This is a genomic window from Pseudomonas pisciculturae, from assembly GCF_015461805.1.
Taxonomy (GTDB): domain Bacteria; phylum Pseudomonadota; class Gammaproteobacteria; order Pseudomonadales; family Pseudomonadaceae; genus Aquipseudomonas; species Aquipseudomonas pisciculturae.
Genome location: NZ_JACVZE010000005.1, coordinates 289,922 through 316,516, shown reverse-complemented (window position 1 = coordinate 316,516; position 26,595 = coordinate 289,922). Strand labels below are relative to the sequence as shown.

Genomic DNA, 26,595 nt, shown 5'->3' with positions numbered 1-26,595 from the left:
GAGACTTGTTATGTGTGGAATCGTAGGCCTGTACCTGAAAAACCCGCAGTTGGAAGCCCAACTCGGCCAACTGTTTGAACCGATGCTCCAAGCCATGACCGACCGTGGCCCGGACAGCGCGGGCTTTGCCATCTACGGCGATGAAGTCGCCAATGGCTGGGTCAAGCTGACCCTGCAAGCCACCATCGAAGTTTTTGACTGGCAGGCCCTGATGGGCGAGCTGGAAGGGCGCCTGGGCTGTTCGCTGGACTGGTTCCAGAACGCCAGCGCCGCTGTATTGAAGATTCACACTGACGAAGCCTCGGTACGCCAGGCCCTGGCTGAATTGGCACCGAGCGTGCGCATCATGAGCGCCGGGCTAAGCATCGAAATCCTCAAGGGCATGGGCCTGCCGCAAGAGATCTCCCAGCGCTTCGGCCTGGCAGGCATGAAGGGTAGCCACATCATCGGCCACACCCGCATGGCCACCGAAAGCGCGGTAACCATGGAAGGCAGCCATCCGTTTTCCACTGGCGCCGACCTGTGCCTGGTGCACAACGGCTCGCTCTCGAACCACTTCCGCCTGCGCCAGGAACTCAAGCGCGAAGGCATCCATTTCGAGACCGACAACGACACCGAAGTCGCCGCCGGCTACCTCACCTGGCGCCTGCAACGGGGCGACTCCCTCAAGGAAGCCCTGGACCATGCCCTGGAAGACCTCGACGGCTTCTTTACCTTTGCCATCGGCACCCGCAATGGCTTTGCGGTGATTCGCGACCCCATCGCCTGCAAACCGTCGATCCTCGCCGAAACCGACGACTACGTGGCCATGGCCTCCGAATATCAGGCGCTGTCGAGCCTGCCGGGTATCGAGAACGCCCGCATCTGGGAGCCGGCACCGGCCACGTTGTACATCTGGGAACGCCCGTCAGCTTAAGGAACGCACACATGAAAACCATCGATCTTTCCACCGCCACCGTGCGTGACCTCAACCAGGCGCTGCACGGCCAGGCCATCGACAGCGAATGGCGCGTCACCCATTCCAACGGCAAGCACAACCTGGCCGTGGGCGTGAACCAACCGGTGTCCATCGATATCGAGGGCCACGCCGGTTATTACTGCGCGGGCATGAACCAACAGGCGTCGATCACCGTGCATGGCAACGTGGGCGTGGGCTGCGCCGAGAACATGATGTCCGGTTCGGTACGTGTGAAGGGCAGCGCCTCCCAGGCGGCCGGCGCCACGGCCCATGGCGGCTTGCTGGTGATTGAAGGCGACGCGGGCGCGCGATGCGGTATCTCCATGAAGGGCATCGACATCGTGGTCGGCGGCAGCATCGGCCATATGAGCTGCTTTATGGGCCAGGCCGGTCGCCTGGTGGTGTGCGGCGATGCCGGTGATGCGCTGGGGGATTCGCTGTACGAAACCCACATCTACGTCAAAGGCACGGTGGAGTCCCTGGGCTCGGACTGCATCGAAAAAGAGATGCGCAGCGAGCACCTGCAAGAGCTGCAAGCCCTGCTGGACCAGGCCGGTTTTGCCCATCAGGCGGCGGACTTCAAGCGCTACGGCTCGGCCCGCCAGCTCTACAACTTCAAAGTCGATAACGCCTCCGCGTACTGATTCAGGAGCTTCAACCATGAGTGAACAAACCCCTCCGGTACTGCGCGAGTCGGCCACTTTCGACCGCCTGACCATCCAGGAAATCCAGCGTGCCGCCGAAACCGGCATCTACGACATTCGCGGCGGCGGCACCAAGCGCAAGCTGCCACATTTCGATGACCTGCTGCTGCTGGGCGCCAGCGTGTCGCGCTACCCGCTGGAAGGCTATCGCGAGAAGTGCGGCACCGATGTGATCCTCGGCAACCGTTTCGCCAAGAAGCCAATCCACCTGAAGATCCCGGTGACCATCGCCGGCATGAGCTTCGGCGCGCTGTCGGCCAATGCCAAGGAAGCGCTGGGGCGTGGCGCGACCATCGCCGGCACCAGCACCACCACCGGTGACGGCGGCATGACCCCGGAAGAACGCGGCCAGTCCCAACATCTTGTTTATCAATACCTGCCGTCGCGCTACGGCATGAACCCCGATGACCTGCGCAAGGCCGATGCTATCGAAATCGTGCTCGGCCAGGGCGCCAAGCCCGGCGGTGGCGGCATGCTACTGGGCATGAAGGTCACCGAACGCGTGGCCGGCATGCGCACCTTGCCCATTGGCGTGGACCAGCGCAGCGCCTGCCGCCACCCGGACTGGACCGGCCCGGACGACCTGGCGATCAAGATTGCCGAGCTGCGCGAGATCACCGATTGGGAAAAGCCGATCTACGTGAAAATCGGCGCCAGCCGCCCGTATTACGACGTGAAACTGGCGGTGAAGGCAGGTGCCGATGTGATCGTGCTCGACGGCATGCAAGGCGGCACGGCGGCGACCCAGGAAGTGTTTATCGAACACGTGGGCATCCCGATCCTGTCGGCCATCCCGCAGGCGGTGCAGGCGTTGCAGGAGATGGGCATGCACCGCAAGGTGCAGTTGATCGTTTCCGGCGGCATCCGTAACGGCGCAGACGTGGCCAAGGCCATGGCGATGGGCGCGGATGCGGTAGCCATTGGCACCGCCGCGCTGATCGCCCTGGGTGACAACCACCCTCGGTTGGATGAAGAGCTAAAGAAAATTGGCTCCGCTGCCGGTTACTACGACGACTGGCAAAACGGCCGCGACCCGGCGGGCATCACCACCCAGGACCCGGAACTGTCCAAGCGCCTCGACCCGGTAGAAGGCGGTCGCCGCCTGGCCAACTACCTGCGGGTGATGGTGCTGGAAGCCCAGACCATGGCCCGTGCGTGTGGCAAGTCGCACCTGCACAACCTTGATCCGGAGGATTTGGTGGCGTTGACGGTGGAGTCGGCCGCCATGGCACGGGTGCCATTGGCGGGCACCAGCTGGATTCCCGGCTCCGGTTACTAACCCTGGCGTAAACCCTGTGGCGAGGGAGCTTGCTCCCGCTGGGGTGCGAAGCGCCCCCAAAAGAGCCGGCTCCAGCTTCGCTGTCGAACGGGAGCAAGCTCCCTCGCCACAGACGACGGACCCGCTAAGAGGTCGCCTCAATTAACCATTGCTCGCTGCCAGACACCTCCCATTTCTTTTGCAGGAGCTTTGAACATGGTCAATCGTCTTCTTGCTGTAGTGGCGGCCAGTGCATTCGTGCCGTTGGCCCAGGCCGCCGATGCCCCCACCTTGAACACCGGCAGTACCGCATGGATGGTCATGGCGGCCGTGCTGGTGCTGTTCATGTGCCTGCCAGGCCTTGCGCTGTTTTATGGCGGCCTGGTCCGGGCAAAAAATATGCTGTCGTTGTTCACTCAGTGCTTTGGTATCGCAGGCTTAGTCGGCGTGCTGTGGGTGATCTACGGCTACAGCATGGTGGTCGACAGCACCGGCATGGTGGAAGGGCAGGTGACCTTCAACAGCTTTGTCGGCGGGCTAAGCCGTGCGTTCCTCGCGGGCATGACCCCCGACAGCCTGGTGGGGGATATTCCGGAAGGCGTATTCGTGACCTTCCAGATGACCTTCGCCATCATCACCCCAGCCCTGATCGCCGGCGCCTTTGCCGAACGCATGAAGTTCTCGGCGGCGCTGCTGTTCATGGCCATCTGGTTCACCCTGGTCTACGCGCCAGTGGCGCATATGGTCTGGGGCGGTTCAGGCGCGCTGATGCACAACTGGGGCGTACTGGATTTTGCCGGCGGCACTGCCGTGCATATCAACGCCGGTGTGGCGGCGCTGGCGGCGTGCCTGATCCTGGGCAAGCGCAAGGGCTACCAGAATACGCCGATGCCCGCGCATAACCTGAGCCTGACCATGGTCGGCGCGGCGATGCTGTGGGTGGGTTGGTTTGGCTTCAATATTGGTTCCGGCGGCGGGCTTAACGGCACTTCGGGCATCGTCATGCTCAACACCCAACTAGGCGCCTGCGCGGGGATTTTGGGCTGGATGTTCACTGAGTGGTTCAAGGTCGGCAAGCCGAGTGCATTGGGCTTGGCCAGCGGCGCGTTGGCCGGTCTGGTGGGGATTACCCCGGCGTGCGCCTATGTGGGCGTTGGCGGTGCATTGGCCATTGGCTTGCTGTGCGGGGTGTTCTGCTACCTGAGCGTGATCGTATTGAAGCGTCGCTTCGGTTACGACGACAGCCTCGATGTATTTGGCTTGCACGGCATTGGCGGCATGATCGGCGCAGTGCTGACCGGCGTGTTTTGTGTGCCGTCCATGGGCGGGCTGGTGGAAGGCGTGACCATGGGCGCCCAAGTGCTGGCGCAGATCAAGGGCGTGCTGTTGACCACGGTGTATTGCTTTGTGGTGAGTTGGATCATCCTTAAGGTAGTGAATGCGTTGATCGGTTTGCGTGCCCATGAGTCGGTTGAAGAGATGGGGTTGGACATGGCCGAGCATAACGAGCGGGCCTATAACCACTGAGCCTCCTCCTGAATGAATGCAGGCTTTTAAATGTGGGAGGGGGCTTGCTCCCGATAGCGGTGGGTCAGTCAGCTTATTTATAGCTGACCCACTGCAATCGGGAGCAAGCCCCCTCCCACATTTACCCTCTGCATGGCTTCAGGTCAGTGGGCCCCAGCCGCCTTGTTCAAATCGCTTTCAGCCCACTCGGTATACACACACGCATCCGCCGTCGCCCAGCGCACGCGCACCGGGTCACCTGCCTTGAGTGGCATACCTGCCGCAGATAGCGCCTTGACCGTCATCGAGGTGCCGCCCAGGGTCTTCACGGTGCAGGTCTGGCTCTCGCCCAAGAACAACACCTCACCGACAATTGCCGGCACCTCATTCCAGCCCGCCGCCAACGGTTGCTCAGCGGCTTGCTGCACGCTCAGCGCCAACGCCTTCTCCGGCCGCACCATCAACAACACATCCTGCTCAGCACGTAACCCGGTCGTCAGCCGAATCGATAACCCCTGGCCTTCAAACGAAGCCGCCCCATTGCCCTGCGCCTTGAGCTTGAGAAAGTTTGAGTTACCCAAAAACGACGCTACAAACGCATTCGGCGGGTTTTGGTACAAATCAAAACCACTGCCCAAGCCCACAATCTTGCCGTGGCTGAAAATCGCGATGCGCTGGGACAGGCGCATGGCTTCTTCCTGGTCGTGGGTCACGTAGACAATGGTGATGCCCAGGCGCCGATGCAGTTGGCGCAGCTCATCCTGCAGGTCTTCACGCAGTTTCTTGTCGAGGGCGCCGAGGGGTTCGTCCATCAGCAGGATGCGCGGTTCGTACACCAGCGCCCGGGCGATAGCCACTCGCTGTTGCTGGCCGCCGGAGAGTTGGGAAGGGCGGCGATGGGCAAATTGGTCCAACTGCACCAGCTTGAGCATGGCGTCGACGCGTTTCTCGCGTTCGGCGCTGGCCAGTTTGCGGATCGCCAGCGGGAAGGCGATGTTGTCGCGTACCGACAAATGCGGGAACAGCGAGTAACGCTGGAACACCATGCCAATATCGCGCTTGTGCGGCGGCACATTGACCAGGGATTGGCCGCTCACCAGGATCTCGCCGCTGCTCGGCGTTTCGAACCCGGCAAGCATCGACAACGTGGTGCTTTTGCCCGAGCCGCTGGAGCCGAGGAAGGTGAGGAACTCGCCGTCTTGAATATCCAGCGAAATATTGTCCACGGCGGCAAATTCGCCATAGTGCTTGTTCAGGTTGCGCAGGCTGACCAGGGGTTGGCCAGGGCTCTGTGCGGGGTCTTTGATCACTGCACTCATGTCTTGATCCTCAGCGCTTAAGCGCGGGTTTCGGAGCGTCGACGAACGACGGCGGCAATCACCATGACCAGCACCGACAGGCCGATCAGCAACGTCGAGGCGACGGCGATCACAGGCGTGAGGTCTTGGCGCAGGGTGGTCCACATTTTCACGGGAAGGGTTTGCAGGGTGGGGCTGGCCATCATTACGCTAAGCACCACTTCGTCCCACGAGACCAGAAAGGCGAACAGTGCACCTGCCACCATTCCAGGGCGAATCGCCGGGAACGTCACCTTGAACACCGCCTGCAAACGCGACGCACCGCAGATCACCGCCGCATCCTCAATCGACTGATCAAACAGCTTGAGCGAATTGATGATGGAGATGATGGTGAACGGCAGGGCGACGATCACATGGCTGACCACAAAGGCGAACATCGTGCCGGTGTAGCCCAGCTTGAGAAACAGCGCGTAGACCGCGACGGCAATGATCACCAGCGGCACGATCATCGGCAGGGTGAACAGGCCGTAGAGCAACTCGCGGCCGGGGAAGCGCCCGCGCACCAGGGCAAACGCAGTCGGTAAACCAAGCGCTACGGCGAACACTGTGGTCAGCACCGCCACTTTGAGGCTGGCCACGGCGGCGTTCATCCAGTCGGGGTTGGAGAAGAACTGGCCGTACCATTTCAGCGTCCAGCCCGGTGGTGGGAACACCAGCCACTGGGACGAGCCAAACGACAGCAACACGATAAACACGATGGGCAACAGCAAAAACAGCCCGATCAAGCCCGTCGTGGTGTAGAGGCCCAAGCGCATCCTGCGGCTCATGGCATTGGGGGTCAGGAGCATGACGGCTTACCTCGCGTTGCTGGCGCCAACCGGGGATTCCGGCTGAAGCTTCAGGTAGAAGTAGAACAGCACCAGCGTGATGAAGATCAGCAACGCGGCACCGGCACTGGCCAGGCCCCAATTGAGGAACGATTGCACCTGCTGGATGATGAACTCGGGCAGCATCATGTTCTGCGCCCCGCCCAGTAGCGCCGGGGTGACGTAGTAGCCGAGGGACATCACAAACACCATCAAGCCACCAGAAAACAGCCCCGGCCGGCACAGTGGCAAGAACACCCGGAAGAAGTTGGTCCAGGGGCTCGCGCCGCAAATGGAGCCGGCCTGCAGGATCATCGGGTCGATGGCCTGCATAGTCGCCTGCAACGGCAGCACGATAAACGGGATCATGATGTAGCTCATGCCGATCACCACGCCGGTGAGGTTGTGCACCATCTCCAGGGGCTGGTCGATGATGCCCATGGCCATCAGCGCCTTGTTGATCACCCCCGAGGCTTGCAGCAGCACCAGCCAGGAGTAGGTGCGGGCCAGCAGGCTGGTCCACATCGACAACAGCACGATACTCAGCATCCAGCGGCCCCAGCCGCGCGGCACCAGGGTAATCGCCCAGGCCAGCGGAAAGCCCAGCAACAGGCTGAACAGGGTCACCAAACCCGCGACGGAAAAGGTATTGAGCAATACCCGCGCATAGGCCGAATTGGCGAACAGCTGCTCGTAGTTGCCCAGCCCCGGCACCGGCTCCAGCACCCCGCGCAGTAGCAGGCCGATCAGCGGCGCCAGAAAGAACAGGCCCAGAAACAGCAGGGCAGGGATCAGGTTGCTGGAGCCTTTCCAGCGTTGCATCAGGGCTTTGCCGGGTACCGCGCCAGAAGCGCCCAGGGCGCTCCCGGCGGGTGTGGTTGCCGTCATTTTCATTTGACTAGCCATTCATTCCACCGTGTCGCAATGGCCGGACCGTTCTTGGCCCAGTAGGCGAAATCAAGGGTGATCTGGTCCTTGGCATACGCCGTCGGCAGATTCGGCGCCAGGACGGAATCCAGGCGCGCCACGCTGTCGATGTTCACCGGGGCATAAGCGGTCAGGTTGGAGAAATCGGCCTGGCCCTTGGCGCTGCTGGCGTTGGCCAGGAACTTCATCGCGGCGGCTTTGTTCTTGCTGCCTTTAGGCACCACGAGGATGTCGGCCATCACCAGGTTCTGCTTCCAGCTCACGCCCACCGGTGCGCCGTCTTCTTGAAGCGCGTGGATACGACCGTTCCAGAACTGGCCCATGCTGACTTCACCGGAGGCCAACAACTGCTGCGACTGCGCCCCGCCGCCCCACCAAACGATGTCTTTCTTGATGGTGTCGAGTTTTTTGAAGGCGCGGTCCAGGTCCAGGGGGTAGAGCTTGTCGGCGGCCACGCCGTCGGCCAACAGGGCCAGTTCGAGCACGCCCGGGCTGGGCCATTTGTAGAGGGCACGTTTGCCGGGGTAGGTCTTGGTGTCGAACAGCGCGCTCCAGTCTTGCGGTTTGCCAGCGCCGAGCTTGCCTTCGTTGTAGCCGAGCACGAAGGAGAAGAAGAACGAGCCCACGCCGTGGTCGGTGACGAACCGTGGGTCGATCTTGTCGCGCTGGATCACCGAGAAATCGAGGGGCTCAAGCAAGCCTTCAGCGGCGGCGCGCAGGGCGAAGTCAGCCTCTACGTCCACCACGTCCCACTGCACGTTACCGCTCTCGACCATGGCCTTGAGTTTGCCGTAGTCGGTGGGGCCGTCCTGTACCACTGTGATGCCGCTGGCCTTGCTGAACGGGTCTGCCCAGGCCTGCTTTTGCGCGTCTTGGGTGCTGCCACCCCAACTGACGAAATTGACGCTTTCAGCTGCCACCGCCGCGTGGCTGGCCGTGGCCAATAAACCCGCGAAAAGTACCGCGGTTGTACGTTTGTTCAACACCATGTTCACGCCCTCATTTGTTTTGTTATTGAGCGGGCTTGGTAATGCCCGCCTATCGGGAGCAGTAGGTAAAACGGGGCCTTTCATCAGGGCCCAAAGGCGACCGTGCCAAGGGCTGTTATTAGGTGCTTTCCCTGGCGGGCGCACTTGGCTGGAGCGTTCGATCTATGGAATATCATATTATGGTATTCCAAACTTTGTGCAAGCACTTTGCCTTACCGGTTATCCGTCATTCGGTGAAGGGAATGCTCTCGACCACTTCCAGGTCGTAGCCGGTCAGCCCGGCGTATTTGAGGGGCGGGCCGAGGTGACGCAACTTGCCGACGCCAAGGTCTTGCAATATCTGCGCCCCGGTGCCGACCTCGGAATAGATGCGCGATTGTGAGCGGTTGAATTGGCGGGGTGTCTGGGTCAGTTGCGGCACACGTTCAAGTAGTGCCTGGGAGGATTCGTGGTTGGCCAACACCACCACCACGCCACTGCCTTCGGCGGCGACACGTTGCAGTGCCGCCCACAACGTCCAGTTCGACGGGCCGCTGTATTCGGCGCCTACCAGGTCGCGCAATGGGTCGATCACATGCACCCGCACCAGGGCGGGTTCATCGCGGCGCAACTGGCCCATCACCATGGCCATGTGCACACCACCGTCGATGCGGTCTTCAAAGGTGATCAGGCGGAAGGTGCCGTGCACCGTCGGCAGGTCGCGTTCGCCGATACGCACCACGGTGCGTTCGGTGCTCAGGCGGTAGTGGATCAGGTCGGCGATGGTGCCGATCTTGATCCCGTGTTTGCGTGCGAACACTTCCAGTTCGGGGCGGCGGGCCATGGTGCCGTCGTCGTTCATCACCTCGACGATCACCGAGGCTGGCGTGTGCCCGGCCAGGCGTGCCAGGTCACAACCGGCTTCGGTGTGGCCGGCGCGGGTGAGCACGCCGCCGTCCTTGGCGCGCAGAGGGAAGATGTGGCCGGGTTGCACGATATCGGCAGGGCCGGCATCGGGGGCGACGGCAGCCTCGACCGTGCGTGCGCGGTCGGCGGCAGAAATGCCAGTGGTGACCCCGGTGGCGGCTTCGATGGACACGGTAAACGCGGTGCTGAACACACTGCCATTGCTCGGCACCATCTGCTCCAGGCCTAGGCGTTGGCAGTGTTCATCAGTGAGGGTCAGGCAGATCAGGCCACGGGCTTCGCGGGCCATGAAGCTGATAGTCTCGGCGGTGCAGCAGGCAGCGGGCAACAACAGGTCGCCTTCGTTTTCACGGTCTTCGTCGTCCACCAGCAGCACCATCTTGCCCTGGCGGTAGTCTTCGATGATTTCTGCGATGCTGTTGAAGCTCATAGTAGGGTGCTCGATTTGTTGGTTGTATGTATTATGGTATACCACAAAATTTGAATAAGAGGATGCTCCAATGAAGGCTTACTGGATTGCCCATGTGGATGTGGCGGATGCTGAGCAATACACCCAGTACACCAGCCGCGCGCCGGCGGCGTTTGCCAAGTATGGCGGGCGGTTCCTGGCCAGGGGCGGGCGCAGTGTGGCGATGGAGGGCGGGCCTGCGCGGGCGCGTAATGTGGTGATCGAGTTTGATAGCTATGAGCAGGCGGTGGCGTGTTATGAGTCTGAGGAGTACCAGGATGCGAAGGCGCATCGTGAGGGCGTGGCGCAGGCGCAGATCATCATTGTGGAAGGGGTTGTTTAGGGGCTTGGTTGTTGGGTGTATATCCGTTGGTTAGGTAACGGCTGCTTATGGTTTCGCTCTTACAGCGACTCACTTTTGGAAAGGCCCAAAAGTAAGCAAAAGGCCTTCGCCCCAACACTCGGTGCCTCGCTTCGGCTCGGCATGCCCTCACTCCGGCTTTGGAGCGTGGGCCGCCGCAATGGGCCATCCATGGCCCAGTGCGGCTAACCCGGCGTCCTGCCGGGTTACCCACGCTCCAAAGCCTGCGTTCGGCCAGCGTGTTTGACGGGGCGATCCCAGATCAAAAGCAAGAGCGCGGCGGCCTTAGAGCCGACCGGTTAGTGTGTGCCGATCACCATTTAAATGTGGGAGGGGGCTTGCTCCCTATGAGGGAGTTTCAGCTAACAAATTTGTAGCTGACACACCGCAATCGGGAGCAAGCCCCCTCCCACATTTTGATCTCCATGTATCAGGTAGAAAGTGATCTGCTCTGGCTCTGGCTCTGGCTCTGGCTCTGGCTCTGGCTCTGGCTCTGGCTCTGGCTCTGGCTCTGGCTCTGGCTCTGGCTCTGGCTCTGGCTCTGGCTCTGGCTCTGGCTTTTGATTTGGCTTTTGATCTTAAGCGCCCCGTTAAACCACGCTGGCCGAACGCAGGCTTGAATCCGTGGGTAACCCGGCAGGACGCCGGGTTAGCCGCCCCGCGCCATGGATGGCGCGTGGCGGCGGCCCACGGATTCAAGCCGGAGTGAGGGCATGTCGAGCCTAGGCGAGACACCGAGTGGTGGGGCAAGAGCCCTTTGGTTACTTTGGGGCTTTTCCAAAGTGACCCGCCGTAAGGGCGGAACCATAGGCTGCCGTTACCCAGATAACGGATATGTACTCCGACCCAAACCCTCTAGCGCCCAACACATAGCTATCGCAGGCAAGCCAGCTCCCACATTAGAGCGATGTACATCCAAGAAAAACCAGTCGCCTGATAGACCGCTTTCGCGAGCAAGCCCGCTCCCACATTTGGATCCGATTGAGCCTGGAAATCACCGGATGAAATGGATCTTACCGCTGTCATCATTGCCAATGTAGATGCCATACACCCCAGCCTGCCGCTCCTCGATATACCGCTCAAGAATCTGCCGGATCGCCGGGTAGTAGATGCTTTCCCACGGAATCTCCTCAGGCGCGAAAAACTTGTAGTCCAACGTCTCCGGCCCAAACTGCCCAGTGATCTCCAGCGCAATGGCGCGAAAGATGATGTACACCTCGCTAATCCTGGGCACGCTGAAAATAGAGTAGGGCGAAACGATCTCCGCCCGCACGCCACTCTCTTCCCAGACCTCCCGCAGTGCAGCCTGCTCGGTGGTCTCACCACCTTCCATAAAACCGGCCGGTAGCGTCCAGGTGCCGGGGCGCGGTGGGATAGCCCGTTGGCACAACAGGTACTTGCCGTCCTGCTCAATGATGCAGCCGGCAATAATCTTGGGGTTGATGTAGTGGATATAGCCGCAGCCCCGGCACATCAGGCGCTCATGGGTGTCGCCCGGTGGCAGCTGGTGACCTAAGTCACTGCCGCCGCAGGTCGGGCAAAAACTGGGGCTAGGCACGGTCAGTGACCTATGCGTGGTTCTTTGAGGGCGATGGGCAGGGTGATTTCCGGCAGCTTGCCGGTTTCTTCCTGTTTGCGCTTGAGGTAGTCCAGGGCCACGGCGGCAGCGGCGCGTACGTGGTCGACACAGGCCTGGTGGGCGGCCAGCGGGTCGCGGCTTTTGATCGCCTCGACCATGCGTTCCATTTCCTGGTTGCTGGCGTCGCGGCGGTTTTCCTGGGACACCGAGGTGGCGCGCAGGTAGCTGATACGCGCCTGCAACTGACGCAGCTGGGTGGCGGCGACGTGGTTGCCGGAACCTTCCAGCAGCACGTCATAGAAGCCTTGCACCGAGTCGATCACCTGTTGCAACTCGCCGTCCTTGAGGGCCTTGCGGTTGTCTTCCAGGGCTTTTTCCAGGGCCTTGATGTCCTTGGCCTTGGCGCGCAGGGTGAACAGCTGCACGATCAAGCCTTCGAGCACGCAACGCAGTTCATAGATATCGACCGCATCGGCCAGGGTGATGATTGCCACCTGCGGGCCCTTGGCATCGGCGAATTCCACCAGGCCTTCGGACTCCAGGTGACGCAAGGCTTCGCGTACCGAAGTGCGGCTGACGCCAAGGCGGTCGCACAGGTCGCGCTCCACCAGGCGGTCGCCCGGCAGCAGCTGAAAGTTCATGATCGCGCTGCGCAGTTTCTCCAGCACGATTTCCCGCAGGGTGACCGGGTTGTGGTTGACCTTGAAGCTGTCGTCGAGGGGCGCGCGTTTCATGGGGGCTGCTCTGTCTGTAACGGTTAACTGGGGGCCGACTATGGGCCGAAAGTGTCGGCGAGTTTATCACGCTGCGTTCTTTAAGCGACAAGCCCGCACAGCCCCCAATACGCCTTAAGCCAGGGCTGGCAACGGACCCAGCTTACCCTTGTGGTAGACCATCGGCGTGACCGGCTGCGCAGGCAGAATCAGGTTCTTCACCGCGCCGACGATGATCGCGTGATCACCGCCGTCGTATTCACGCCACAGTTCACACTCGATGATTGCCGTCGCGTTGGCCAGCAAGGGGTTGCCCAGCTCGCTCAACTGCCACTCGATGCCTTTGGCCTTTTCCTTGCCCTTACCGGCGAAGGCATAGGCTTCGGCGGTCTGGTCGGCGGACAGCAGGTGGATTGCAAAGCGCTTGCTGTCGCGCAGGATCGGGTAGGTGTCGGAGGCGTAGTTGGGGCAGAACAGCACCAGCGCCGGGTCAATCGACAGCGCGCTGAACGCACTGGCGGTAATGCCGACGATGCCGCCGTCCGGGTCGAGGGTGGTGACCACCGTGACGCCGGACGGGAACGAGCTCATCACGTCTTTGTAAATGCCGGGTTCGATCATGGCAGGGGCCTCTTAGCGCATCACAAATGGGTCAGGCATGGGCGCCTGGGACAGGTTGATCCACACCGTTTTCAGCTCGGTGTAGGCCAGTACCGAATCGATGCCGCTTTCGCGTCCATAGCCACTGTTTTTGAAGCCGCCAATCGGCGCCATCGCCGACACGGCGCGGTAGGTGTTGACCCAGATAATGCCTGAGCGCACGTCCCGGGCCAGGCGGTGGGCGCGGCCGAGGTCGCGGGTCCAGATGCCGGCGGCGAGGCCAAACTGCGAGTCGTTGGCGATGGCCAGGGCTTCGGCTTCGTCCTTGAACCGGATGACTGACGCCACCGGGCCGAACACTTCTTCCTGCATGATCTTCATCGAGTTGCGGTCGCACTCGAACAACGTCGGCTCATAGAACCAGCCTTCGCCCAGGTTTTGCGGGCGTTTGCCGCCGGTGCGCAGGCGTGCGCCTTCGGCGATGGCATCGGCCACCAGGCCTTCGACCACAGCCAACTGCTGCGCGGTGGCCATGGGACCCATTTCGCTGGCATCGTCCTGGGGGTTGCCGATGCGGATGCGCTGGGCGCGGGCTACCAGGCGTTCGACGAATTCGTCGTAAATCTCATCCTGCACCAGCAGGCGCGAACCGGACACGCAACTTTGCCCGGACGCGGCATAGATACCGGCAATCGCACCGTTGATGGCGCTGTCGAGGTCGGCATCGGCAAAGATGATGTTCGGCGACTTGCCGCCCAGTTCCAGGGACAGTTTGGCGAAGTTCTCCGCGCTGCTGCGCACTACATGGCGTGCGGTAGCGGCGCCACCGGTAAAGGCGATTTTGCGCACCAGCGGGTGGCGGGTGAGGGCGGCGCCGGTGCTGGGGCCGTAGCCTGTGACCACGTTGACCACGCCAGGCGGAATGCCGGCTTCGAGGGCCAGGCGTGCTAGTTCGAGGATGGTTGCCGAGGCGTGCTCCGACGGTTTGATCACGATGGTATTGCCCGCTGCCAGGGCTGGAGCGAGTTTGATCGCGGTTAGGTACAGCGGGCTGTTCCACGGAATGATCGCGGCAACCACGCCCATGGCTTCGTGCACGGTGTAGGCAAACAGGTCGGGCTTGTCCAGCGGCAGGGTGCCGCCTTCGAGCTTGTCGGCCAAGCCTGCGGTGTAGTGGAAAAACTCCGGCAGGTAGCTGACCTGGCCACGGGTTTCACGGATCAGCTTGCCGTTGTCGCGGCTCTCCAGCTGGGCCAGGTGTTCTTTGTTGTCGGCGATCAAATCACCCAGGCGACGCAGCAATTTGCCCCGCGCCGTGGCGGTTAGGCCGCGCCAGGCCGGGCTGTCGAAGGCGGTTTGCGCAGCCTGTACGGCGCGCTCCACGTCGGCTTCGTCGGCATCGGGCAGTTGCGCCCAAGGTTCGGCCAGGGCCGGGTTGAGGCTGTCGAAGGTCTTGCCGGACAGGGCATCGACCCATTCACCGCCGATGCACATCTGGAAGCGTTCAAGCGTCATGCAACGATCCCCTTTATTGGAGTGTTTTGGGCGTACACCGTGTCAAGAAAGCCCAGCAGCAGCTGGTTGACCAGGCGCGGCGATTCTACCGGCATCATATGCCGTTGTTCGGCCAGCACTGCAACGGTGGCGCCGGGAATACGATCGGCCAGTTGCCGGGCCATTTCCGGGGTTGAGCCGGGGTCGAGTTCGCCGGTGGCGACCAGAGTGGGAGCGCGCAGGCTCTTGAGATCGTCGGCGCGGTACATGTCCTGGGTCGCAAACAGCTCATAGGTGGTGAGGTAGCCCTGGGGATCATTGCCCGCCAGGGTTTGGCGCAGTGCCGCAATCTGCGCTGGGTTGGCCGCCTGGTATTCGCGGCTGAACCAGCGCGACAGCGCCGCTTCTGCGTTGGCATCCGGTCCGTGTTCGGCGGCCTGGGCGGTGCGGGCGATCACGCCGGCACGCTGCTCGGGGCTGCGGTTGAACACGCTGTTAAGTACCACCAAGCCTTTGAGGCGCTCGGGGTAATGCAGGGCAAACGCCCGGGCGACCAGGCCGCCCATGGAAAAGCCGATCACCGTGGCCTGGGGCAGTTCCAGGTGATCGAGCAGTTCCAGCAATTGGTCGGCATAGCCCAACAGTGGCGTGCCGGCGGCCGGGCGCGGGCTGGCGCCGTGGCCGAGCATGTCATAGGTGATCACGCGGTAATTCGTGGCCAGGCCAACGACTTGCCCGCCCCACATTTCTTTATTCAGGCCCACGCCGTGGATCAAAACCACAGGCTGGCCTTGGCCGGTCGCCAGATAACTGGTGCCAGCCGGGGTGCGTTCAGCGGTGAGCCGAATCATGGAGCGCTCCTGCATGCCTTTTTTATTGGGGGTCAAGCCGTTCTTACTGGGCCTTTTCGGCGGCCAGTTCTTCCAGGTCGATGTAGCGGTTGCCGATACGTGGGTGCAGGCGGCCGCCGTCGGCGCAACCCAGCACCACGACGATTTCGTCGGCACGCGGCGAGTCTTCGATCTGCATTTCCAGGGTGATGTAGTGCGAGCGCAGGCCTTCGTCGTCCTTGTGCATCATCGGGATCTGGATCGAGGTACCCGGGCCGCCGCGCTTGTTGGTGAAGCTCAGGTAGCTCTTGGCCTTGACCGCTTCACGGTAGTGGTTGCCAAAACGCAGGGTGTGGATGATTGCCGAGGCGTGCTCGATCTCGCCATCAGCCCCGACCACGGCCGCTTTACCGTAGGCCTCGATGTTTTCGGCACCACCAATGATGCCCACCAGGCGCTCGACCATCAGCGCGCCGAGGTCGGAGCAGTTGGCGCGGATTTCAGGTTTCAGGTCTTCGACAAAACCACGGCCCAGCCATGGGTTTTTCAGCACCACGGCCAGACCGACCATTTTCACGGGGGTGTCGGAGGCTTTGCCGCCTTCGATAAAGGTTTCTTCTACATAGCTGACGATTTTGCGAATTTCGAAACTCATGAGCGGCTCCATCTGATGTGGGGTGGTTTGCGTATGATGGTATACCATAATACGTAAAGCACAAGCATTGCGATGAGTTGCTCGACGGCTGTGGTTAACAGACTAGATGTTAAAAAATGTTAGATCGAAAAAATACTTCACATAATCTGTTCATTGGTGGATGATCGACTCCAATTCCAACGCGGCTCGCCGGTGTGGTGTGTGCCGCCGTTTTCCCCTGGAGTACCCCATGAATAATAAGAATGTCGGTGTTGTTGGTCTGGGCGCGATGGGGCTGGGCATCGCCCGCTCGCTGCTGCGTGCCGGCTTTAATGTGCATGCCTGTGACGTGCGTGACGCCGTCACCCAGCAGTTCGCCAGCGAAGGCGGGGTGGCGTGCGCGTCGCCTGCGCAGATGGCGCAAGCCTGTGATGTGATCATCACCGTGGTGGTCAACGCCGAGCAGACCGAAACCGTGCTATTCGGCGAAAACGGTGCCGTCGCGGCCTTGCGTCCTGCCAGCCTGGTGATCGGTTGCGCCACCGTGGCACCCACCTACGCCGTCGAGTTGGGCCAGCGCCTGGCCGACCAAGGCCTGCTGTATATCGACGGGCCGATCTCCGGTGGCGCGGCCAAGGCCGCCGCCGGCGAAATGACCATGATGACCTCCGGCCCGCAAGCCGCTTATGCCAAGGCCGAAGCTGTATTGGCGGGCATGGCGGGCAAGGTCTATCGCCTGGGCGACGCCCACGGCCTGGGCTCCAAAGTCAAAATCATCAACCAATTGCTGGCCGGTGTGCACATCGCTGCGTCCGCCGAAGCCATGGCCCTGGGCCTGCGCGAAGGCGTGGACGCCGATGCCCTGTACGAGGTGATCACCCACAGTGCGGGCAATTCCTGGATGTTCGAGAACCGCGTGCCGCACATCCTCAAGGCCGATTACACGCCGCTGTCGGCGGTGGATATTTTCGTCAAGGACCTGGGCCTGGTGCTCGATACCGCCCGCGCCAGCAAATTTCCACTGCCGCTGTCGGCCACCGCGCACCAGATGTTCATGCAGGCCTCCAGTGCCGGTTTCGGTCGCGAGGACGATTCGGCGGTGATCAAGATTTTCCCTGGCATCGACCTGCCGACCGCCAAGCCCGAGTCAGTTTAAGGAACGCGTCATGACCACTACCCACGCGCGCCCACTGCTGGGCTGCATCGCCGACGACTTCACCGGCGCCACCGACCTTGCCAACATGCTGGTGCGTGGCGGCATGCGCACGGTGCAGAGCATCGGTATCCCCAGTCGCGAAGTCGCGGCCGGTTTGGATGCGGACGCCATTGTCATCGCCCTCAAGTCCCGTACCACACCGGCCGCTGAAGCCGTCGAGGAGTCCCTCGCCGCGCTGGCCTGGCTGCGTGAGCAGGGCTGTGAGCAGATCTTCTTCAAGTATTGCTCCACCTTTGATTCCACTGCTGCCGGCAATATCGGCCAAGTCAGCGAAGCGTTGCTCAAGGCCCTGGGCAGCGATTTCACCCTGGCGTGCCCGGCGTTCCCGGAAAACGGCCGCACGATTTTCCGTGGTCACCTGTTTGTGCAAGACCAGTTGCTCAGCGAGTCCGGCATGCAGCATCACCCGCTGACGCCGATGGGCGACGCCAACCTGGTGCGTGTGCTGCAAAGCCAGACCCAGCTGCCGGTCGGCCTGCTGCGCTACGACAGCGTTGCCGCCGGAGTCGAAGCCACCCGCAACAAGATTGCCGAACTGCGCGCCCAAGGCGTGGGCATTGCCATCGCCGACGCGCTGTCGGATCAAGACCTCTACACCCTCGGCAGCGCCTGCGCCGACCTGCCGTTGCTCACCGGCGGTTCAGGCCTGGCCCTGGGTTTGCCGGATAACTTCCGTCGCGCTGGCAAGTTGCGTGACTTCGATGTGGCGTCGTTGCCGGTGGTCGGTGGTGGTGAAGTGGTGTTGGCCGGCAGTGCGTCGGTGGCTACCCTCGGCCAGGTTGCGGCCTGGCGTGAAGCCGGGCGCCCGGCGCTGCGCATCGACCCGCTGGCCGTGGCGGCCGGTGAGCCGGTGGTAGAACAGGCCCTGGCCTTTGCCCGCGACAGCGCGCAAACCGTGTTGATCTACGCCACCAGCACCCCGGACGAGGTCAAGGCGGTGCAGCAGCAACTGGGCGTCGAGCGTGCCGGTGCGTTGGTGGAAGATGCATTGGGCGAGATTGCCCGGGGCCTGCGCGACAGCGGCGTACGGCGCTTTGTGATTGCCGGCGGCGAAACCTCTGGCGCGGTGGTCAAGGCGTTGGGCGTCAACCTGTTGCAGATCGGCGCGCAGATCGATCCGGGCGTACCGGCCACGGTCAGCAGCTCTGCCGAGCCCCTGGCGTTGGCGCTTAAATCGGGCAACTTCGGTGGCCGTGATTTCTTCGCCAAAGCCCTCGTGCAACTGGCCGGAGGTGCCCAATGAGCGGCATCGACGAACAGGCCCAGCGCGAAGAAATCTGCGACGTTGGCCGCAGCCTGTATCAGCGCGGCTATACCGTCGGCAGCGCCGGCAATATCAGTGCGCGCCTCGATGATGGTTGGCTGATTACGCCGACGGACGTGTGCCTGGGGCGCCTGACGCCCGAGGCGATCGCCAAGGTCAACCTCAAAGGGGAGTGGGTCTCTGGCGACAAACCGTCCAAGACCCTGGCCCTGCATCGCCAGGTGTATGACCGCAACCCTACGGTGGGCGGCGTGGTGCACACCCATTCCACCCATCTGGTGGCGCTGACCCTGGCCGGGGTGTGGCGTGCGGACGATATCTTGCCGCCGCTCACGCCGTACCAGGTGATGAAGGTCGGGCACATCCCCTTGATCGGCTACCAGCGCCCCGGTTCGCCGAAGGTCGCCGAGCAGGTCGCGCAACTGGCCAACAGCGTGCGCGGCGTGATGCTTGAGCGCCTGGGGCCGGTGGTTTGGGAAAGTTCGGTGGCCAAGGCCAGCTACGCCCTTGAAGAGTTGGAAGAAACCGCACGGCTGTGGTTGATGAGCAACCCCAGGCCTGCGCCGATGGACCAGGCTGCACTGGATGAGCTGCGCGAGACGTTCGGCGCGCACTGGTAATACCCACATCGCACGCGTTGCCCCGAACACCTGCCCAGGCGTTCGACGGCCCCGGCTTGCTTGAAAAACAATAACAACAGGACATTCTCGAATGAGCCCACTGATTTTGATGTTGACTGCCGGCGCCGGTATCGCGCTGCTGCTGTTCCTGGTTCTCAAGTACAAATTCCAGCCGTTTGTCGCGCTGATGCTGGTGAGTATCGTGGTGGCGCTGGTGGCCGGGGTGAAACCCGCTGACCTGGTGGCAACCATCGAAGGCGGCATGGGCAAGACCTTGGGCCATATCGCGATCATCATTGCCTTGGGCGCGATGATCGGGCGGATCATCGAGTTGTCCGGCGGTGCCGAGGCGTTGGCGAAGACGCTTATCGAGCGCTTCGGCAACAGCCGCACGCCACTGGCGCTGACCATCGCCGGGTTCATCATTGGGGTGCCGGTGTTCTTTGAAGTCGGCGTGATCATCCTGATGCCGCTGGCCTATGGCGTGGCCCGCCGGGCGCGCAAGCCGCTGCTGGTGTTCGCGTTGCCGATGTGTGCCGCGCTGCTCACCGTGCATGCCTTTTTGCCGCCCCATCCGGGGGCCGTGGCCGCTGCCAGCCAACTGGGTGCGGACCTGGGCCGGGTGCTGATGTTCGGCCTGCCGATCACCGCATTGCTGTGCTACATCGGCTACCGCGTCGCGGGGCGCATGACCCGTCGCTTCTATCCGATGACCGACGATATCCGCGCCGAAGTCTATGGGCCGCACGTCACCAATGCAGACTTGCAGGCCTGGACCAACGGCAATGACCACGCGGTGCAGCAGGCCGCCGTGGCCGAATCCCACATGGGCCTGGAAGAATCCACCAGCGCCATCGCGTCCAAGTTGCCGCCAGCCCCTGCGCCGGGTTTTGGCTTGATTGTCAGCCTGATCCTGCTGCCGATTGTGTTGATCCTGCTGGGCACCTTGGCCACTTCGCTGTTGCCGGTGGAATCCACCTTGCGTGGGGTGATGACGGTACTCGGCGCGCCGCTGGTGGCGTTGCTGATCGACACCTTGCTGTGCGCCTGGCTGCTGGGCTCACGCCGTGGCTGGAGCCGCAGCCAGGTCTCGGATGTGATTGGCTCGGCCTTGCCGGGCGTGGCCATGGTGATCCTGATTGCCGGCGCCGGCGGGGTGTTCGGCAAGGTGCTGGTGGATACCGGCATCGGCGCGGTAGTCTCCGACATGCTGCGCACCACCGGCCTGCCGGTGTTGGCCCTGGGCTTTCTGTTGACCATGCTGCTGCGTGCGGTGCAGGGTTCCACCACCGTGGCGCTGGTGACCACCGCGGGGATCATCAGCCCGTTGATCGTTACGCTGAACCTCACCCCCAACCACCTGGCGCTGTTGTGCCTGGCCATGGGTGGTGGCGGCTTGGCGATGTCCCATATCAACGATGCCGGCTACTGGATCTTCACCAAACTCGCCGGGCTGAATGTGGCGGACGGCCTGCGCACCTGGACCGTGATCACCACCTTGCTCGGCACCTTGGGTTTCTTGATTACCTTGCTGATCTGGCCTTTTGTCTGACTCCTGGGAGTTTTTATGCCTCGTTTCGCTGCCAACCTGAGCATGCTGTACCCGCAACACGACTTTCTTGATCGCTTCGCTGCGGCGAAGGCCGACGGTTTTGACGCGGTGGAGTACCTGTTTCCCTACGACTACAGCGCGGCTGACCTCAAGCAGCGCCTGAGTGATAACGGGCTGGTCCAGGCGCTGTTCAACGCACCACCGGGTGACTGGGCGGCGGGGGAGCGGGGCATTGCAGCTTTACCGGGGCGCGAGGCCGAGTTTCGCATCGGCTTCGACCGCGCATTGGAATACGCCGCTGTGCTGGGCAATGACCGCGTGCATGTAATGGCCGGCCTGCTGCCCTCCGAGTCCCTGCGCCAGCGCCACCACGCCGTGTATTTGGAGAACCTGGCCTACGCCAGCGCAGCAGCGGCCAGGGTGGGGGTCACGGTGTTGCTGGAGCCGATCAACACCCGCGACATGCCGGGGTTCTTCCTCAATCGCCAGGACCAGGCTCAGGCGATCTGCCGTGAAGTGGGGGCGAGCAACCTCAAGGTGCAGTTCGATTGCTACCACTGTCAGATTGTCGAAGGTGATGTGGCGACCAAGTTGCGCCGGGATTTCGCGGGGATTGGCCATATCCAGATTGCCGGCGTGCCGGATCGGCATGAGCCGGATTTGGGTGAGCTGAATTACGCTTACTTGTTCGACCTGATGGACCAGTTGGGCTACAACGGCTGGGTGGGTTGCGAGTACCGACCCAAGGGTGACACCTCGGCGGGCCTGCAATGGTTGCGGGACTGGAAAGCGACCCGATAACCGAGCCGAAGTGGGTTCAAATGTGGGAGGGGGCTTGCTCCCGATGACAGTGTGTCAGTCACTGCATGTGTTGACTGAACCACTGCTATCGGGAGCAAGCCCCCTCCCACATTTGATTGCATTCCAAAGGGAAGATCAGGCGGGCAACTGATCCCCAGGCAACATCAATTCAATTCCTCGCTTGCGAATCCCATCCGCCGCTGCCGGCGCCAAGCCGTCGTCGCTGATGATCACGTCGAACGGCTCCAGCCCGGCAATACGGTACATGCTGAACGTGCCGTACTTGGAGCTGCTCGCCACCAGCACCACCTGGGACGCCGATTGCATCGCCACTTGCTTGACCTCCACCTTCAGTGCCGAAGGCGTGGTGATGCCGCGATGCAGATCCCAGGAACTGGTAGAGACAAACGCAATATCGGTGACTATCTGGCGCAACGTCGCCACCGCCAGCCCGCCGACGGATGAGTGATTGTCATGGTCCAGTTGACCGCCGGTATGGATCACCGTCACGTGCTGCGCATCCATCAGCGCCTGCACGATCCCGAAGTCGTTGGTCACCACGGTCATGCCCGACAGTGCTTTGATGTAAGGCACAATTTCCAGGGTGCTGGTGCCCGCGTCCAGGTACACCGTCATGTCCGCATGCAGCAAGCGCGATGCCAGGCGGGCCATGGCTTGCTTTTGCGGCAGTTCCACCACGGCCTTGGACTGATGGCTCGGCTCGCTGTGTAACTGGCTGGCGATGCGCACGCCACCGGTGACCGAATAGGCCAGGCCTTCCTGCTCCAACAACGCGATATCGCGGCGCACGGTCATGTGCGAACAATCGAACATCTCCATCAACTGGTGCACGCTCATCACCTGATGCTTGCGCAGTTGCCGCAGGATTTGCTCGCGACGCTGCTCGGGGATCATCGGGGCGCTGCTGTCGGGGGCGGTGTCCTTGGGGGTGGGCATTGAGGCTCCGGGGCGGTGTGGGGGCAGGGGCACATAGTAGCGAATATTCAGTCCGTCATCAGCGCGTCATCGACCTTATCCAGGTGCTTGAAGCGCTCGATCAGAAAGTCGATCAGGCTGCGTACCCGTGCCGACAGGTGCAATTGCTGCGGGTACACCGCGTACACATCGGCGCGAGTAGGGGTCTGGTCTTCCAGCACCAGGCGCAGGCGGCCACTGCGCACATAGCGGGCGATGTCCCATTCGGCCCGCAGCAGAATCCCGTAGCCTTCCAGCGCCCAGTTCAGGGCCACTTCGCCGTCATTACAGCCCAGCGCACCTTGGACCTTGACGTTCTCGGTGTGGCCACCGTGGGTGAATGACCATACGCCATAGGGCGATTCGTTCTGGCGAATGAAAATGCAGTTGTGCCGGTGCAGGTCGGCGAGCGTTTGCGGCGTGCCGTATTTGTCCAGGTACAGCGGCGAGGCGCACAGCAGGCGGCGGTTGGAGGCGATCTTGCGCGCATGGAAGGCCGCGTCCGGCAAGCTGCCGAAGCGGATGCCCAGGTCGAAGCCGTGGGTGGTCAAGTCCAGCGGGTGGTCGCTGATTTCCAGCTGGATCTCCACTTCCGGGTACTGGGCAAAAAATGCCGCGAGCGCAGGACCTATATGCCGACGGCCAAACCCCAGCGACGCATTCACTCGGATCAAGCCCTTGGGCGCGGCACGGCTACTGCTGAGCAACTGCTCCAGCTCGTCGATCTGGGTGAGGATGCGCGCCGCGTGGTTGAAATACAGTTCGCCTTCTGAGGTCAGGCTCATGGAGCGGGTGGTGCGATTGACCAGTCGAACACCCAGGCGCGCCTCCAGCGAGGTCAGGCGTTTGCTCACCGCCGGCGGGGTGACGCCCAGCTCGCGTGCGGTAGCGACCAGGCTGCCTTTATTGGCGAGCAGATAGAAAAACGACAAATCCAGGGTCTGGCTCATTCGTAACTCAAAGTTATTTATGTAGTGATTTCGAGTCGATCACGCTGCTTGGATCGCTACATATACTCCGATCACACCCCGTTTGGACAGTCTGCGCCGACGGCAAAAACAACAACGTGACGAAGTGGAGTGAACGATGAACGCATACAACATTGCAGCAATCCCAGGTGACGGCATCGGCGTGGAAGTGATCGCCGCCGGTGTCGAGGTGCTGCAAAGCCTGGCGCAAAAGGCCGGCTTCGCCCTGAACTTCAAGCATTTCGACTGGAACTCTGACAACTACCTGAAGAACGGCTACTACATTCCCGAAGGCGGTTTGGCGGAGTTGAAGACCTTCGACGCGATCTTCTTCGGCGCCGTCGGTGCATTGAACGTGCCGGACCACATTTCTCTCTGGGGCCTGCGCCTGCCCATCTGCCAAGGCTTCGACCAGTACGCCAACGTGCGCCCGGCGCGGGTGTTGCCAGGGGTGAAAAGCCCGCTGCACAACGGCGAGCAGATTGACTGGGTGGTGGTGCGCGAGAACTCCGAAGGCGAATACTCCGGCAACGGCGGCCGGGTGCATCGGGGCCTGCCGGAAGAGGTGGCCACCGAAGTCTCGGTATTTACCCGCGCCGGTGTGGAACGCATTCATCGCTTTGCCTTCGAGCTCGCCCGCAGTCGCCCGCGCAAGCATTTGACCATGGTGACCAAGTCCAACGCCCAGCGCCACGGCATGGTGCTGTGGGACGAGATTTTCTATGAAGTCGCCAAAGACTTTCCGGACGTGAGAGTAGACAAGGAACTGGTGGACGCCGTGACCACGCGCATGGTGCTCAAGCCGGCGACCCTGGACGTGATTGTGGCGACCAACCTGCACGCCGACATCCTCTCCGACCTTGCCGCTGCGCTGTCCGGCAGCCTGGGCATTGCGCCCACGGCCAACCTCAACCCGTCGCGCCAGTTCCCATCGATGTTCGAGCCCATCCATGGTTCGGCGTTCGATATCACCGGCAAGGGCGTGGCCAACCCGGTCGCCACCTTCTGGACCGCCGCGATGATGCTTGAACATTTGGGCGAGCCTACGGCAGCCCGGCAACTGATGTCGGCCATCGAAGCCGTCACCGAAAGTGGCCTGCACACGCCTGACCTGGGCGGCACCGCGACCACCCGCCAGATCACCGATGCGGTCATCGCGCTGATCAACCGCTAATTCACAGTAGTACTGCGGCATAACGTCAAGGGGCTGCGCGTTCGGCCCTTTGGCATTTCCTGACAACAATAAGAATCAGGGCCCTGTCATGAAAAGAATCTTTGGCAAACTCTATGTACAAGTTCTACTGGCGGTCATCCTTGGCGCGATTGTCGGAGTCTGCGTCCCCGAGACCGGCGCCGCGCTCAAACCCTTGGGCGATGCGTTCATCAAGCTGATCAAGATGCTCCTGGCGCCGGTGATCTTCCTCACCGTGGTCACCGGCATCGCCAAGATGGAGAACATGAAAGAACTGGGGCGCGTGGGCTTTCGCGCGCTGATCTACTTCGAAGTGGTGTCCACCCTGGCCTTGGTGGTCGGGTTGGTGGTGGTGGATGTGTTCAAGCCAGGTGCCGGCATGAACATCGACGTGGCCAGCCTCGACACCTCAAGCCTTGCCACCTACACCACGGCGGTGAAGCATGCGTCGTTCATGGACTTCATCATGAACATCATTCCCGACACCCTGGTGGATGCCTTCGCCAAGGGCAATGTGTTGCAGATCCTGCTGTTTTCGATCCTGCTGGGCGTGGCGCTTGCCGCGGTGGGGCCGCGGGGAAAACCCTTTGTCGATACGCTGGACAGTCTGATGCAGGGCATGTTTCGCATTGTCAATATGGTGATGCGCCTGGCGCCCATCGGTGCGTTCGGGGCGATTGCGTTCACCATCGGCAAATACGGTTTTGGCTCGCTGTTTTCCCTGGGCAAGCTGATGGCTTGCGTCTACCTGACCTGCGCGGTGTTCGTGATCTTTGTGCTGGGGCCGATCTGCCGCTACAGCGGTTTCAGCCTGTGGAAATTCTTGAAGTTCATCAAGGAGGAGTTGTTCACGGTGCTCGGCACCAGTTCGTCGGAGTCGGTGTTGCCGCAGATGATCGCCAAGATGGAGAAGGCAGGGGTGTCCAAGCCAGTGGCGGGGATGATCATTCCCTCTGGGCTCACCTTCAACCCCGACGGCCAGGCGATTTACTACACCATCGCTGCCATCTTTATTGCCCAGGCCACCAATACGCCGTTGACCCTGACCGATCAGTTGATCGTGCTGGCGGTGTTGATGTTCACGTCAAAAGGCTCGGCGGGGGTGACCGGTTCTGGCTTTATCATCCTGGCTGCGACCTTATCGTCCCTTGGCACGATTCCGGTGGCGGGTATGGTGCTGTTGCTGGGGGTGGACCGGTTTATGTCGGAAGCGCGGGCGATCACCAACACCATCGGAAATGGCGTGGGCACCATGGCGATTGCCAAGTGGGTAGGTGCCCTGGACATGGTCAAAATGCGCAAGGCCCTCGACGGTGAAGTCGAGAGCCTCAAGCCAGTGTCAGAACTTGAACCGCCCCACCAACCCCTTGAGCTGACCCGAGATATCCGTAAGCCGGCCTGACCCGGTCTGTGCCGAGTGGGCGAAGCCCTCAACCAGTTGCGCATCGGCATGGATCTGCGCGATGTGGCGGTTGATCTCTTCGGCCACCTGATGCTGCTCTTCGGCGGCGGTGGCGATCTGGGTGTTCTGGTCCCGGATCGAGTCCACCGAGCCACGGATCTTGTCGAAGCTGTCACGGGCCTGCTGGATGCGTTCCACACTGGTGTGGGACACCAGCAGGCTGCCTTGCATCTGCTGCGTCACTTCCTGGGTGCGCCGCGCAAGGTTGCCCAGCAGGCTGTCGATTTCACCGGTGGAGTCGGCGGTGCGGCGCGCCAGGGCGCGTACTTCGTCGGCAACTACCGCAAAACCTCGGCCCTGGTCACCCGCGCGGGCAGCCTCGATAGCGGCGTTGAGGGCCAGCAGGTTGGTCTGTTCGGCAATCGAGCGGATGGTGTCGAGGATGGTGTTGATGTTTTTGCTGTCTTGCTCCAGTAACTGCATGGTCTGAGTCGACTTTTGCAGGTCTTCACTTAACTTGAGCACGCTGCCGGT

General features: G+C 61.9%; 25 protein-coding genes and 1 pseudogene. 12 read left to right on the top strand and 14 right to left on the bottom strand.

The features are described from left to right. Positions 1–10: 10 nt before the first annotated feature. The 4 genes from ICY20_RS15970 (at position 11) to ICY20_RS15955 (ending at position 4,447) form a co-directional block, all read left to right on the top strand. Positions 11–916 (top strand): class II glutamine amidotransferase, encoded by a 906-nt coding sequence (locus ICY20_RS15970; RefSeq protein WP_194937951.1) that lies wholly within the window; start codon positions 11–13, stop codon positions 914–916. A gap of 11 nt (positions 917–927) precedes the next feature. After that, positions 928–1,602, top strand: coding sequence for a GltB/FmdC/FwdC-like GXGXG domain-containing protein (locus ICY20_RS15965; protein WP_194937950.1), 675 nt, complete (start codon positions 928–930; stop codon positions 1,600–1,602). A 16-nt stretch (positions 1,603–1,618) separates the two neighbouring features. Then, entirely contained in the window at positions 1,619–2,941 is a 1,323-nt protein-coding gene (locus ICY20_RS15960; RefSeq protein ID WP_159962544.1) for an FMN-binding glutamate synthase family protein, read from the top strand. A 195-nt stretch (positions 2,942–3,136) separates the two neighbouring features. Then, positions 3,137–4,447 (top strand): ammonium transporter, encoded by a 1,311-nt coding sequence (locus tag ICY20_RS15955; RefSeq protein ID WP_194937949.1) that lies wholly within the window; start codon positions 3,137–3,139, stop codon positions 4,445–4,447. Positions 4,448–4,590: 143 nt separating this feature from the next. Here ICY20_RS15955 and ICY20_RS15950 read toward each other — a convergent pair whose 3' ends face one another. The 5 genes from ICY20_RS15950 to ribBA all read right to left on the bottom strand — a co-directional run bounded on the left by ICY20_RS15950 (position 4,591) and on the right by ribBA (position 9,842). Further along, positions 4,591–5,745 carry an ABC transporter ATP-binding protein gene (locus tag ICY20_RS15950; RefSeq protein ID WP_159963262.1) on the bottom strand — a complete coding sequence of 385 codons (1,155 nt, stop codon included), beginning with the start codon at positions 5,743–5,745 and terminating at the stop codon, positions 4,591–4,593. Between the two features lie 17 nt (positions 5,746–5,762). Continuing rightward, a complete protein-coding gene (locus ICY20_RS15945; protein WP_159963261.1) occupies positions 5,763–6,572 on the bottom strand; it encodes an ABC transporter permease in 810 nt (269 codons plus the stop codon). A gap of 6 nt (positions 6,573–6,578) precedes the next feature. Beyond that, on the bottom strand, positions 6,579–7,484 hold the full coding sequence (locus tag ICY20_RS15940) for an ABC transporter permease (protein ID WP_194937948.1): 906 nt from the start codon (positions 7,482–7,484) through the stop codon (positions 6,579–6,581). After that, the gene (locus ICY20_RS15935) at positions 7,481–8,506 is read right to left on the bottom strand and encodes an ABC transporter substrate-binding protein (RefSeq protein ID WP_194937947.1); all 1,026 of its coding nucleotides are present in this window, start codon (positions 8,504–8,506) and stop codon (positions 7,481–7,483) included. The genes ICY20_RS15940 and ICY20_RS15935 overlap by 4 nt, the downstream gene beginning before the upstream one ends. A 226-nt stretch (positions 8,507–8,732) precedes the next feature. Then, on the bottom strand, positions 8,733–9,842 hold the full coding sequence (gene ribBA / locus ICY20_RS15930) for a bifunctional 3,4-dihydroxy-2-butanone-4-phosphate synthase/GTP cyclohydrolase II (protein ID WP_194937946.1): 1,110 nt from the start codon (positions 9,840–9,842) through the stop codon (positions 8,733–8,735). A gap of 70 nt (positions 9,843–9,912) precedes the next feature. Here ribBA and ICY20_RS15925 point away from each other — a divergent pair, with 70 nt between their 5' ends. Beyond that, positions 9,913–10,203, top strand: a complete 291-nt coding sequence (locus ICY20_RS15925; protein WP_194937945.1) for a DUF1330 domain-containing protein — start codon at positions 9,913–9,915, stop codon at positions 10,201–10,203. Between the two features lie 1,012 nt (positions 10,204–11,215). Here ICY20_RS15925 and ICY20_RS15920 read toward each other — a convergent pair. From ICY20_RS15920 to ICY20_RS15895, 6 genes are all read right to left on the bottom strand, one after another. Next, on the bottom strand, positions 11,216–11,779 hold the full coding sequence (locus ICY20_RS15920; RefSeq protein ID WP_194937944.1) for an NUDIX hydrolase: 564 nt from the start codon (positions 11,777–11,779) through the stop codon (positions 11,216–11,218). 2 nt (positions 11,780–11,781) lie between these two features. Next, on the bottom strand, positions 11,782–12,534 hold the full coding sequence (locus ICY20_RS15915; RefSeq protein WP_159963256.1) for a GntR family transcriptional regulator: 753 nt from the start codon (positions 12,532–12,534) through the stop codon (positions 11,782–11,784). A 114-nt stretch (positions 12,535–12,648) separates the two neighbouring features. After that, positions 12,649–13,134: a flavin reductase family protein gene (locus tag ICY20_RS15910; protein WP_194937943.1), complete on the bottom strand. Its 486-nt coding sequence runs from the start codon at positions 13,132–13,134 to the stop codon at positions 12,649–12,651. Between the two features lie 12 nt (positions 13,135–13,146). Then, entirely contained in the window at positions 13,147–14,628 is a 1,482-nt protein-coding gene (locus tag ICY20_RS15905) for an aldehyde dehydrogenase (RefSeq protein ID WP_194937942.1), read from the bottom strand. Continuing rightward, positions 14,625–15,458 carry an alpha/beta fold hydrolase gene (locus ICY20_RS15900; protein ID WP_159963253.1) on the bottom strand — a complete coding sequence of 278 codons (834 nt, stop codon included), beginning with the start codon at positions 15,456–15,458 and terminating at the stop codon, positions 14,625–14,627. The genes ICY20_RS15905 and ICY20_RS15900 overlap by 4 nt, the downstream gene beginning before the upstream one ends. A gap of 43 nt (positions 15,459–15,501) precedes the next feature. After that, complete coding sequence (locus ICY20_RS15895; RefSeq protein WP_159963252.1) at positions 15,502–16,092, bottom strand: amino acid synthesis family protein; 591 nt, start codon at positions 16,090–16,092, stop codon at positions 15,502–15,504. A 229-nt stretch (positions 16,093–16,321) separates the two neighbouring features. Here ICY20_RS15895 and ltnD point away from each other — a divergent pair, with 229 nt between their 5' ends. The 5 genes from ltnD (at position 16,322) to otnI (ending at position 21,524) form a co-directional block, all read left to right on the top strand. Next, the gene (ltnD, locus tag ICY20_RS15890; protein WP_159963251.1) at positions 16,322–17,227 is read left to right on the top strand and encodes an L-threonate dehydrogenase; all 906 of its coding nucleotides are present in this window, start codon (positions 16,322–16,324) and stop codon (positions 17,225–17,227) included. A gap of 10 nt (positions 17,228–17,237) precedes the next feature. Further along, a complete protein-coding gene (gene otnK, locus ICY20_RS15885) occupies positions 17,238–18,530 on the top strand; it encodes a 3-oxo-tetronate kinase (RefSeq protein ID WP_159963250.1) in 1,293 nt (430 codons plus the stop codon). After that, positions 18,527–19,171 carry a 3-oxo-tetronate 4-phosphate decarboxylase gene (otnC, locus tag ICY20_RS15880; RefSeq protein ID WP_159963249.1) on the top strand — a complete coding sequence of 215 codons (645 nt, stop codon included), beginning with the start codon at positions 18,527–18,529 and terminating at the stop codon, positions 19,169–19,171. Before otnK ends, otnC begins: the two co-directional genes overlap by 4 nt. 91 nt (positions 19,172–19,262) lie before the next feature. Beyond that, entirely contained in the window at positions 19,263–20,723 is a 1,461-nt protein-coding gene (locus ICY20_RS15875) for a GntT/GntP/DsdX family permease (RefSeq protein ID WP_194937941.1), read from the top strand. A 15-nt stretch (positions 20,724–20,738) separates the two neighbouring features. Continuing rightward, a complete protein-coding gene (otnI, locus tag ICY20_RS15870; RefSeq protein ID WP_194937940.1) occupies positions 20,739–21,524 on the top strand; it encodes a 2-oxo-tetronate isomerase in 786 nt (261 codons plus the stop codon). A gap of 135 nt (positions 21,525–21,659) precedes the next feature. Here the strand turns inward: otnI and ICY20_RS15865 are convergent, their stop codons facing one another. Both ICY20_RS15865 and ICY20_RS15860 read right to left on the bottom strand, forming a co-directional pair. After that, on the bottom strand, positions 21,660–22,481 hold the full coding sequence (locus ICY20_RS15865; protein WP_194937939.1) for a DeoR/GlpR family DNA-binding transcription regulator: 822 nt from the start codon (positions 22,479–22,481) through the stop codon (positions 21,660–21,662). A 47-nt stretch (positions 22,482–22,528) separates the two neighbouring features. After that, positions 22,529–23,449 (bottom strand): LysR family transcriptional regulator, encoded by a 921-nt coding sequence (locus ICY20_RS15860; RefSeq protein WP_159963105.1) that lies wholly within the window; start codon positions 23,447–23,449, stop codon positions 22,529–22,531. 136 nt (positions 23,450–23,585) lie between these two features. Here ICY20_RS15860 and ICY20_RS15855 point away from each other — a divergent pair, with 136 nt between their 5' ends. Then, positions 23,586–24,641: a tartrate dehydrogenase gene (locus tag ICY20_RS15855; protein ID WP_159963106.1), complete on the top strand. Its 1,056-nt coding sequence runs from the start codon at positions 23,586–23,588 to the stop codon at positions 24,639–24,641. Between the two features lie 88 nt (positions 24,642–24,729). Then, positions 24,730–26,061, top strand: coding sequence for a dicarboxylate/amino acid:cation symporter (locus ICY20_RS15850; RefSeq protein ID WP_194937938.1), 1,332 nt, complete (start codon positions 24,730–24,732; stop codon positions 26,059–26,061). Here the strand turns inward: ICY20_RS15850 and ICY20_RS28425 are convergent. After that, positions 25,999–26,535 (bottom strand): annotated as a pseudogene (locus ICY20_RS28425) (methyl-accepting chemotaxis protein); the annotation flags it as partial. The gene ICY20_RS15850 and the pseudogene ICY20_RS28425 sit on opposite strands and share 63 nt — an antisense overlap. Between the last annotated feature and the right edge of the window lie 60 nt (positions 26,536–26,595).